General features: G+C 70.5%; 7 protein-coding genes and 1 pseudogene. All 8 read left to right on the plus strand.

Going from position 1 to position 10,330, the window contains the following annotated elements; all coding sequences use genetic code 11:
- Positions 1-590: pseudogene (locus tag HRL41_RS10775) on the plus strand (DNA repair protein RecN); the annotation flags it as partial.
- 658 nt (positions 591-1,248) lie between these two features.
- A complete protein-coding gene (locus tag HRL41_RS10780; RefSeq protein ID WP_241157270.1) occupies positions 1,249-1,836 on the plus strand; it encodes a tryptophan transporter in 588 nt (195 codons plus the stop codon).
- 117 nt (positions 1,837-1,953) lie between these two features.
- Positions 1,954-2,793 (plus strand): energy-coupling factor ABC transporter ATP-binding protein, encoded by an 840-nt coding sequence (locus tag HRL41_RS10785; RefSeq protein WP_172137032.1) that lies wholly within the window; start codon positions 1,954-1,956, stop codon positions 2,791-2,793.
- On the plus strand, positions 2,790-3,644 hold the full coding sequence (locus HRL41_RS10790) for an energy-coupling factor ABC transporter ATP-binding protein (protein WP_165171790.1): 855 nt from the start codon (positions 2,790-2,792) through the stop codon (positions 3,642-3,644). Before HRL41_RS10785 ends, HRL41_RS10790 begins: the two co-directional genes overlap by 4 nt.
- Positions 3,641-4,411, plus strand: a complete 771-nt coding sequence (locus tag HRL41_RS10795; protein WP_241157271.1) for an energy-coupling factor transporter transmembrane protein EcfT — start codon at positions 3,641-3,643, stop codon at positions 4,409-4,411. The genes HRL41_RS10790 and HRL41_RS10795 overlap by 4 nt, the downstream gene beginning before the upstream one ends.
- A gap of 231 nt (positions 4,412-4,642) precedes the next feature.
- The gene (locus tag HRL41_RS10800; RefSeq protein ID WP_172137033.1) at positions 4,643-5,827 is read left to right on the plus strand and encodes a hypothetical protein; all 1,185 of its coding nucleotides are present in this window, start codon (positions 4,643-4,645) and stop codon (positions 5,825-5,827) included.
- A gap of 510 nt (positions 5,828-6,337) precedes the next feature.
- Positions 6,338-7,399 carry a phenylalanine--tRNA ligase subunit alpha gene (gene pheS, locus HRL41_RS10805; protein ID WP_172137034.1) on the plus strand — a complete coding sequence of 354 codons (1,062 nt, stop codon included), beginning with the start codon at positions 6,338-6,340 and terminating at the stop codon, positions 7,397-7,399.
- A gap of 223 nt (positions 7,400-7,622) precedes the next feature.
- Complete coding sequence (pheT, locus tag HRL41_RS10810) at positions 7,623-10,094, plus strand: phenylalanine--tRNA ligase subunit beta (protein WP_172137035.1); 2,472 nt, start codon at positions 7,623-7,625, stop codon at positions 10,092-10,094.
- The last annotated feature ends 236 nt before the right edge of the window (positions 10,095-10,330 follow it).

A 10,330-nucleotide genomic window follows, 5' to 3' on the forward strand; every position in this document is an offset into this window, starting at 1 on the left:
AGGCCGCCGCGGCCCTCCACGAGGCGCGCGCCGCGGCGGCCGCGCCCTTCGCGCGCGCGGTGAGCGACGTCATGGGCCGTCTGGAGATGGGGTCGGCCGAGCTGACGTGCGAGGTGGGGCTCCTGGAGCGCGAGGGCTGGACGGCGGCGGGCCCCTCGGCAGTCGAGCTCTTCTTCCGCCCGGGCGCGGGCATGCAGGCGCGCCCGCTCGCGCGCATCGCCTCGGGCGGCGAGATGAGCCGCGTGATGCTGGCGATCCACGTGGTGATGGGCGAGCGAGACGGCACCTCCACGCTCGTGTTCGACGAGGTGGACGCCGGCGTGGGCGGCGCCACCGCCACGGCGCTCGCCCAGGTGCTCGCCGACCTCGCGCGCACGCACCAGGTGCTCGTGGTCACGCACCTCGCGCAGGTGGCCGTGGCCGCCGACGTGCACTACGTGGTCGAGAAGAGCCCCGGCGACGTCCCCGAGACCACGCTGCGCGCGGTCGAGGGGGAGGGGCGCGTGGCCGAGGTGGCGCGCATGCTCTCGGGCGACGCCACCGCGGCGTCGCTCGCCCATGCGCGCGAGATGCTGGGCGCACGCGCGTGAGGCGGCCTCGCGCGGCCTCGTGCGGTCGGTCTCGCGTGGTTTGCTTCGCGCAGGCGAGCTTCGCGCAACCCGGCTTCGCACAGGCGGGCCTCGCGCGGCAGCCTCGCGCAACCCGGCCTCGCGCGGCCGGTGCGGCCGGCGCCCTCCGCTTGCGGCGCCGCGCTCCGTTCGCGAAAATTCTCCTTGCGCGCCCGCTGCGTTGTGCTAAAGTATGCAGCGCAATTGAATACCTTAAACCGTTGAGGCGAAGGTCAAGCCATCACAAGCGCTCACAGAGAGCGGGTGCAGCTGAGATTCCCGCAGAAATGCTGGATGGTAAATGGATCGCCGAGGGAAAGGGGAAAGGTTGGCTTGGCGCGGCGCATGCCGCGGCGGCCGGCTGAGTATCTGGACCGTGAGCCCGCGTTAGTGGCGGGACATGTGCTGGCATGTTCGCGAGGGGGTTCGCGCAAGCGAGCCAATTAAAGGTGGCACCGCAGATCTCTTGAGAGGTCTGTCCTTTAAGGGAAGCACTTCCCGAAGGACAGGCCTCTTTTTTGTTGGTGGCGCCCGGGGTTCCTCGCCCCGTCCCGCTTCGGCAAGAGGTAGACGGCACGCAAGAGTCCGGGGACGGACGAGGACGGGCGGCGAGGAGGCCGCCGAGAAAGGAATGATCGAAATGACGGACGTGAACGCAACGGCTCAGAAGCGCGTGGTGGCCCAGCAGGAGAAGAGCGGGCTTGCGGTCCAGGACCTCATCCTGGTGGCGGTGCTCATCGCGGCAGGCGCCGTGCTCAAGCTCACGGTGTCGAGCTTCCTGTCGTTCGGCGGCATGAAGCCCAACTTCATGATCGCCATGTACTGCCTGGCCATCATACTCGTGCGCCCGAAGGTGTACCAGTCGGTGATCATCGGCCTTTTGGTGGGCCTGGTCAGCCAGATCCCCATGCTCAACGCCACGCCCCTGGTGAACATCGCCTCCGAGGTGCTCGGCGCGCTCGTGTGCGGCATCTTGGTGAGCGTGCTTGCCAAGGTGGCCGCCGACAACAAGGCGTGCCAGAACGCGGTGTTCCCCGCCGTCATCACCTTCGTCTCCACGGTGGTGTCCGGCTACACGTTCGCCCTGATCGTCGGCGTGGCCGTGGCGCACCTCGACCCGATCGCCGTGTTCGGCGTGTACGCGGTCATGGTGCTCGGCACCGCCGTCATGAACGCCGTGGTGGCCGTCATCCTCACCCCGATCCTGCGCGCGGTGCTGAAGCGCTAAGGGGGCTTCGGACCTGCCGGCGCAGGTCCGGACCATCCAGTGCTGTGCGGGGCTCATCCGGGCCCCGCACGCCGGCTTTCCCGGGCATGTGAGTTCCCTCTTCCCGTAAGGAGAAACATGATCGAAATCTCAAACCTCACCTTCCGCTACCGGGAGGGGAGCGCGCCGGTGGTGCGCGACGTCAGCCTCACCATCCCCGACGGCACGTTCGTGGGGATCACGGGCGCGGCGGGCAGCGGCAAGTCGACGCTCACCTACGCGTTCAACGGCATCATCCCGCACTGCTACCCCGGCGACTTCTACGGCAGCGTGGTCATCGACGGGCTCGACACCTGCACCGCCTCGCTCACCGACGTGAGCCGGCTCGTGGGCAGCGTGTGCCAGGACATCGAGTCGCAGATGGTGTCGTCGGTGGTGGAGGACGAGATCCTCTACGGGCTGGAGAACTTCGGCGTGCCGAAGGACGAGATCGGCCGCCGCGTGACCGAGGCGCTCGACGCCATGGGCATCGCCGACCTGCGCCACCGCAGCATCGCGGGGCTCTCGGGCGGGCAGAAGCAGAAGGTGGCGGTGGCGTCGGTGATCGCGCTCGAGCCGCGCGTGCTCGTGCTCGACGAGCCGACGGCCGAGCTCGACCCCGCCTCGTCGGTGGGCGTGTTCGAGCTTCTGCGCCGCTACGCGCGCGAGCACGGGACCACCGTCATCGTGGTGGAGCAGAAGATCGCCCTGCTCTCCGAGTACGCCGACGAGCTGCTCATCGTGGACGGCGGCACCGTCGTGTTCAGGGGCGCGCCCGCCGAGGTGCTCGCGCACTCCGACGAGCTGCTCGAGATCGGCGTGAACTGCCCCCGCGCCACGAGCCTGGTGAACCGCCTGCGCCGCCGCGGCCTGTTCGCGGGCCCGGCCGCGCGCAACGTCGACGAGGCGGTCGCCGCCTGCAAGGAGGTGCTCGCATGATCGAGTTCAAGAACGTGTCGGCCAGCTACGCCGAGGAGCTGCCGGTTCTGCGCGACGTGAGCTTCGCGGTGCCCGACGGCGACTTCGTGGCGTTCGTCGGCACCAACGGCGCCGGCAAGTCGACCACGATGCGCCTGGTGAACGGGCTTCTGAAGCCCACGTCGGGCGAGGTGCTCATCGACGGGGCGTCCACGCGCGACCTCAAGACCAGCGAGCTGGCGGCGAAGGTGGGCTTTCTGTTCCAGAACCCCGACCGCCAGATCTGCTGCGAGACGGTGCGCGAGGAGCTCCTGTTCGGCTTCAAGGTGCTCGGGCGCGCGGATGCCGAGGCGGAGGCGCGCGTCGACGCGATGGTCGAGCGCTTCGGCTTCGATCCTGACGCCGAGCCGTTCCTGCTGAACCGCGGCACGCGCCAGCTTCTGGCGCTGGCCTCCATCATCGTGCTGGAGCCGCCCGTGGTCGTGCTCGACGAGCCCACCACGGGCCTCGACTTCCGCGAGTGCGGCAAGGTGATGGACGCGATCGCCGCCATGAACGCGCGCGGCACCACCGTCATCATGGTCTGCCACGACATGGAGGTGGTGGGCGACTACGCGCGCCGCGTGATCGCCATGACGGCCGGCCAGGTGGTGGCCGACGGCCCCACCTTCGAGGTGCTGAGGGACCGCGCGGTGCTCGAGCGCGCGCACCTGCTCCCGCCCCAGGTGGTGGGGGTGTCGATGCGCCTGGGCGAGGAGCTTGGGGTCTGCGCGGGCACGCCGGTGGCGGCGGCGAACACGCTTGACGAGATGGAGCGCGCGCTCGCGGACGCCGCGGGCGCGGGTGCGGCGAGAGGGGAGGGCGCGCGATGAGCGGCGGCTTTCTGGAGTACGTACCCGGCGACAGCTTCTTGCACCGCATGAACCCCGTCGCCAAGCTGGCGTCGGCGTTTCTGCTGGTGATCGCCTGCTTCGCCACGTCGAGCCCCGCGCTTCTGGCGCTCGTGCTCGTGGTGGACGCCGTTTTGGCCGTGCGGTGCGACATGGTGGCGCAGACGATCGGCCTGGCGAAGGCGGTGTGCGCCTTCTCGCTGCTGCTCGCGCTCATCGCGCTTCTGTTCACGCCCGCGGGCGACGTGCTCGTGGCGCTGCCGTGGGGGTACGTCGGCACGGGGAGCATAGCGGCGGCCGTGCTCATCGTGGTGCGGCTCGTGGCCTGCGCGGTGCCGCTCTTCCTGGTGTTCTACGTCACCAAGCTCACCGACATGGCCAACGCCATCGTGAAGGTGCTGCACGTGCCCTACAAGTACGCCTTCGCCTTCACCTCCACGGTGCGCTTCATCCCCGTGTTCATGAACGACATGGCGGGCATCATGGAGGCGCAGACGGCGCGCGGCGTGGAGTTCGACGGCTCGCTCGCGAAGCGGATCCGCCTGATGGTGCCGCTGTGCGTGCCGCTTCTGGTGAGCTCGGTGCGCAAGACGAACTCGGCGGCCATCGCGGCGGAGGTGCGCGGGTTCAACCTGCGCACGCGCGAGAGCGGCTACAAGGACTACCCGTTCGCGGCGTTCGACGTGGCCGCGATGGCGGCGAGCGCCGCGCTCGTGGCAGCCGCCGTGGCGCTCGGGCTGCTGCTGTAGCGCTGTCGCAGGAGAAGGCCCCGCGGGCCCGTGGGCGTCCGCGCCTGCCGGGGAAGGACTCCGCGCCCCGCCTTCGCGCGGGCCGCCCTCACGCAGCCTCCACATCCGCGTGTTTTTTCGTCATGAACGCTTGATCGCGCGGCGAACATCGCTGAACATGGCACGATACCGTTAACGCGCGCGAGGCGCCATGCCTCGCGCGTCGTGTTCAGCGCAGGGGAGGAGCGCCACTTGGCGGAAGCTGCATCGAAAGCTGCGAGCAGGGCAGGCAGGAGGGGAAGGGCCCTCGCGGCCGGGCTCGCCCTGGCCCTGGCCCTCGTCGCGCCGGGGCTTGCCGCCGCGCCCGCCCGCGCCGTCGAGGTTGACGACGCGAAGGCCGCCGTCAGCGACGCCGAGGGCGTGCTCAGCTCGGCGCAGGCCCAGATGGACCAGATCGCGGCCGAGCACGACGCGCTCTCGTCCGAGGTGGCCGAGCTGCAGAGGCGCATCGACGCGTCGGCGGCCGAGGTGCTCTCGGCGCAGGAGGCCATGCTCGCGGGGCGGGCCGCCCTGGGGCAGACGGTGAGCTACGGGTATCGCACGGACATGGCGTCGGCCCTGTTCACGCTGCTGCTCGAGGCGGAGAGCTTCGACGAGCTCCTGCGCAGCATGGACTACCTCGCGCAGGTCGCGGAGTACCAGGCGGACGCGGTGGCCGAGCAGCGCGAGCGCAAGGAGCGCTTCGAGTCCCTGTCAGGCAAGCTCTCGGCGCAGAAGGACGAGCAGGAGCAGGCCCTCGCCCAGCTCGAGGAGAAGCGCGCGGAGGCCGAGCGCGTGGTGGCGGAGGCGAGCGCCCGGCTCGCCGGCGCGCAGAGCGCCTACTCCGCGCAGCTCGCGGCGCTGCAGGCCCAGGCCGAGGCGTTCGCGCAGCAGGCCGCCTCAGGCGGAGCCGAGATCGCCGAGGACGCCAACACGGTCGACCGCGTCGACGTGGTGCCCGCCGGCACGCCTGTGCAGCCCGACCCGGCCCCCTCGGGCGGCGCGGGCGGCTCGGACTCGGGCGGCGCGGGCGGCTCGGGCTCGGGCGGCTCGGACGCGAGCCCTGCGGCGGGCTGGCTCGTGGGCGTGGCCTCGGCCTACGGCGGCTCGAGCGACCCGTACACGCCCAACCCGGGCATCACGGCCACGGGCGCCGTGTGCGACGACAGCTCCATGGGCGTGGCCGTGCCCATGTCGATGCCCAACTACCGCTCGTACTTCGGCCGCGCGGTCGAGATCAGCTACAACGGCATGACCGTGTACGCCGTGGTGAACGACTGCGGCGGCATGGGCGGCGGCAGCCGCGTCCTCGACCTCCAGCCCGGCGTGTTCAAGGCGTTCGGCTACGGCGACTGCTATGCCTGGGGCCTCAGGACCGTGAAGTACCGCTTCCTGTAGCTTTGGCGCCCTGCGCGCGGGAAAGAGTGCTATACTGCGCTGTTACATGCGTTGACGAAGACAGTGGCGCGCAGGCGACGCCCCCAGAGACGGACCTCACCGGCTGAGAGGGTCCGGGCCCATCGCGCACGCCAATTCCCTTCCGAGCAGCATGCCTGAAAGCAGACGCGGCGCCCGCGGTTCCCCGGGTGGGGCCACCGCAGGTCGCAGGGCGGGAGTGGCCCGCAGGCGCGGCGCGAGATGTCGAGTAGGGCATGACGGGCGCTCCCGTCACAGGGCGCAATGAGCGGGCGCGGCATGCGGCGCCTTCGCCCTTTGCCAGCGGCGGCCGCGCAGACGCCATGAGCGTCGCGGCGGCGCAGGCAGAGGCGGGGGAGCGCGCAGATGCGCGCCAACCGAGGTGGTACCGCGAGAGCCTTCTCTCGTCCTTGGACTCGAAATCACGCGTTTCGGGAACCAGGGACGCGAGAGGGCTCTTTTTTGTTGGAAGAAGAAAGGCAGAAAGCAACTATGGCGATCACAGACGAATTGAGCGCGCTGCGCGCCTCCACGCTTGCCAGCATCGCCGCGGCGGAGACGTCGGCGGCGCTCGAGGCCGTGCGCGTGGCCGTGCTCGGGAAGTCGGGCACGCTCACCGGGTACCTGCGCTCGATGGGCAGCGTGCCCAAGGAGGAGCGCGCGGCGGTCGGCAAGGCCGTGAACGAGGCGCGCGTGGCCGTCGAGGAGGCGCTCGGCGCCCGCAAGGCCGCGCTCGACGCCGCCGAGCTCGAGGCGGCCATCGACGCGGCGGCCGTCGACGTGACGCTGCCGGGCCGCGCCCAGCAGATGGGCACGCGCCACCTCATCAACGGCATCGTCGACGAGCTCTCCGAGATCTTCCTCGGGTTGGGCTACTCGGTGGCGAAGGGCCCCGAGGTGGAGACCGACTACTACAACTTCACGGCGCTCAACGCCCCGGCCGACCATCCCAGCCGCTCCATGCAGGACACGTTCTACGTGCACGACCTCTCCGGTGACACCTCCCGGGTGCGCGGCGAGTCGGACGTCCTCCTCCGCACGCAGACCTCGGGCGTGCAGGTGCACGTCATGGAGGACCAGGAGCTGCCCATCTACATCGTCGCGCCGGGCAAGGTGTACCGCCGCGACGTGGCCGACCCCTCGCACCTGCCGCAGTTCCACCAGATCGAGGGCTTGGTGGTGGACAAGGGCATCACCTTCGGCGACCTCAAGGGCACGCTCGACTACGTGTGCAAGCAGGTGTTCGGCCCCGACCGCAAGACGCGCTTCCGCGCCCACTACTTCCCGTTCACCGAGCCCTCGGCCGAGGTGGACGTGAGCTGCGGCATCTGCCACGGCGAGGGCTGCCGCATGTGCAAGGGCACCGGCTGGCTCGAGATCCTCGGCTGCGGCATGGTGGACCCGAACGTGCTCGAGATGAGCGGCATCGACCCCGAGGCGTACTCGGGGTTCGCCTTCGGCATGGGGGTGGAGCGCATCGCCTGCCTGAAGTACAACGTCCCCGACCTGCGCATGCTCCTCGAAGGCGACATGCGCTTCCTGCGTCAGTTCTAAGCCGCCTGGAAGCGCCGAGGGCTGGAGCGGAGCTCAGTCGCTCAGACAGTCCTGCTCGCTCGAAATGCCCGCCGGGCATTTCGGCTCGTGCGGAACTCGCTTGGTGAGCACCGCTCCAGCCCTCGGCTGGCTGTGACGTTCCCCATGCAGGAGTTCTCTGGATGCAAGTCCCCCTTTGCCCGCATGCTTCGGCGTGCGGGTTGGAGAAGAAGGAAGAAGACACATGAAGGTATCTTTGAAGTGGCTGTCCGAGTATGTGGACGTGCCGACTGACATAAAGGCGTTCTGCGACAAGCTCGACCTCACGGGCACGGGCGTCGAGGGCGTGGAGAAGACGGGCGCGGCGCTCGACGGCATCGTCGTGGGGCACGTGCTCACGTGCGAGGCGCATCCCGACAGCGACCACATGCACGTGGTCACGGTGGACGTGGGCGCGGGCGAGCCCGTGCAGATCGTGTGCGGCGCGCCGAACATCGCCGCCGGCATCAAGCTGCCGGTGGCCACCGTCGGCGCGGTCCTGCCCGGCGACCTCAAGATCAAGAAGTCGAAGCTGCGCGGCGTGGCGAGCTGCGGCATGTGCTGCTCGCAGCGCGAGCTCGGCTTCGGCTCCGACCACTCCGGCATCTGGGTCCTGCCCGAGGACGCGCCCGTGGGCGAGCCCATCGCCGACTACCTGAAGATGACCGACACCGTGCTCGACCTCGAGATCACGCCGAACCGCCCGGACTGCCTGTCCATCGTGGGCTTCGCGCGCGAGGTGGGCGCCATGTACCAGCAGGACTGGCGCGACCCGCTCGCCTCCATGGCGGCCGAGCTCGCGCTCGACGCGGACGCCGCGCCCGTCGACGAGGCCGTGAGCGTGACCGTCGAGGACGCCGTGCGCTGCCCGCGCTACACCGCGCGCGTCATCCGCGGCTGCAAGGTGGGCCCCTCGCCCGACTGGATGGTCGAGCGCCTCGCCGCCATCGGCCAGCGCTCCATCAACAACATCGTGGACGTCACGAACTACGTCCTGTTCCTGCTCGGCCAGCCGCTGCACGCGTTCGACCTGGGCAAGCTCGTGGGTGCCGACGGGCGCGCCCACGTGGTGGTGCGCGCGGCGCGGGAAGGCGAGCGCCTCACGACGCTCGACGGGGAGGAGCGCGTGCTCACCCCGGACATGACCGTCATCGCCACGCCCGAGCGCGGCGCGGTGGCGCTCGCAGGCGTCATGGGCGGACTCGACACCGAGGTGACCGACGAGACGTGCGACATCTTCCTGGAGGCCGCCACCTTCGAGGCCGGCCGCACGAGCCGCACGAGCCGCAACCTGGGGCTCATCTCCGAGAGCTCCCTGCGCTACGAGCGCGGCGTGGACGACCAGGGCATGGTGGAGCGCTCGGCCGCCGCCGCCGCGCTCATCGCCGCGGTGTCGGGCGGCACGGTGTGCGCCGCGTCCGGCAACGACCTCGGCTGCGTGGACGTCTGGCCCGCGCCGTCCGAGCCGGCGCGCCTCTCCTTCCGCATCCCGCGCTTCTGCGGCATGATGGGCGCCGACATCCCGCGCGACTTCGCGGCCGACGTCCTCACGCGCCTGGGCTGCGAGGTGGCCGACACCGCCGACGCCGACGTGCTCGCGGTCGTCGCCCCCACGTTCCGCCCCGACCTCGAGCGCGAGATCGACCTGTACGAGGAGGTGCTGCGCCTGTGGGGCATGGACCGCATCGCGCCGACGCTGCCCGCGAGCCCCGACCGCGTGGGCGTGCGCACCGACGAGCAGCGCAAGCGCGACGTCATCAACGACACCCTGCGCGCGTGCGGCCTGAACGAGACGATGACCTACTCGTTCGCCGAGCCGGGTGACATCGCTCGTTTGCGCATGAGCCCCGAGGGCCTCGGCGCGCCCGTGGAGCTCCTCAACCCGCTCAACGCCGACCAGTCGGTGATGCGCCAGTCCGTCATCCCCGGCCTTCTGCGCAGCGTGGCCTACAACCAGAGCCGCGGCGTTCGCAACGTGCAGCTCTACGAGATCGGCACGGTGTTCTCCACCGCCGAGGGCCGCAAGAAGCCCAAGGAGCGCAAGAAGGTGGCGGCGGTGATGGCCGGCGCCATGCGCGAGGCGGGCTGGAACGCCGCCGCGGTGCCGTTCGACTTCTTCGACGGCAAGGGCGTGCTCGAGAGCCTCGCGCGCGAGCTGGCGCTGCCCAAGGTGCGCTTCCGCGCGCTCTCGTCCGAGGACGCGCCGCACCTGCAGCCCGGCCGCGCCGCCGAGATGCTCTCCGGCGGCACGGTGATCGGCTGGGTGGGCGAGCTGCACCCGCTCGCGGTCGACGCGTTCGACGCTGCGGCGCCCGTGGTCGCCTTCGAGCTCGACATGGGCGCGCTCGTGAAGGCGTCGTGCGACGCGCGCCCCTACGTGGACGTGCCCACGTTCCCGGCCGTGTCGGTTGACCAGGCGTTCGTGGTGGCCGAGGACGTCGCGCACGAGAAGATGCTCCAGTGCATGACGTCGGCGGGCGGCAAGCTGCTCGAGAGCGTGCAGCTGTTCGACGTGTACCGCGACGAGGAGCGCGTCGGCGCGGGCAGGAAGTCGATGGCCTACGCGCTCACCTACCGCGCCGCGGACCGCACGCTCACGAGCGAGGAGGTGGAGAAGGCGCACAACCGCCTCGTGACCAAGGTGTGCAAGGCGACCGGCGCCGAGGTGCGCGGCTAGCGTCACAGGGCGCGCGGGGACGGCGGGGCGGGCTTGCCTTCGCCGCCCCTTGATATGAGGTGTTTGGGGAGGGGCTGCGCGCGCGGCCCCTCCCCGCTTGTCGTGGTAGAATCACAAGCAGGTCAAACGATTGATGCGGGCGACGCTTGCGCGCGCTCGCGTGAGAGGCAGTTGATGAGTCCGCAGAACCCCTACGAAGGCCGCACCCCGAACGCCGGCGGCCAGCGGCAGCAGCC

The organism is Adlercreutzia sp. ZJ473 (assembly GCF_013185065.1).
Classification (GTDB): domain Bacteria; phylum Actinomycetota; class Coriobacteriia; order Coriobacteriales; family Eggerthellaceae; genus CAAEEV01.

Excerpts from the sequence above, each read along its gene's own strand:
- HRL41_RS10785 (WP_172137032.1), top strand. The coding sequence starts at position 1,954 with ATGATCGAAATCTCAAACCTCACCTTCCGCTACCGGGAGGGGAGCGCG.
- pheT (WP_172137035.1), top strand. The coding sequence starts at position 7,623 with ATGAAGGTATCTTTGAAGTGGCTGTCCGAGTATGTGGACGTGCCGACT.
- HRL41_RS10795 (WP_241157271.1), top strand. The coding sequence starts at position 3,641 with ATGAGCGGCGGCTTTCTGGAGTACGTACCCGGCGACAGCTTCTTGCAC.
- pheS (WP_172137034.1), top strand. The coding sequence starts at position 6,338 with ATGGCGATCACAGACGAATTGAGCGCGCTGCGCGCCTCCACGCTTGCC.
- HRL41_RS10790 (WP_165171790.1), top strand. The coding sequence starts at position 2,790 with ATGATCGAGTTCAAGAACGTGTCGGCCAGCTACGCCGAGGAGCTGCCG.
- HRL41_RS10780 (WP_241157270.1), top strand. The coding sequence starts at position 1,249 with ATGACGGACGTGAACGCAACGGCTCAGAAGCGCGTGGTGGCCCAGCAG.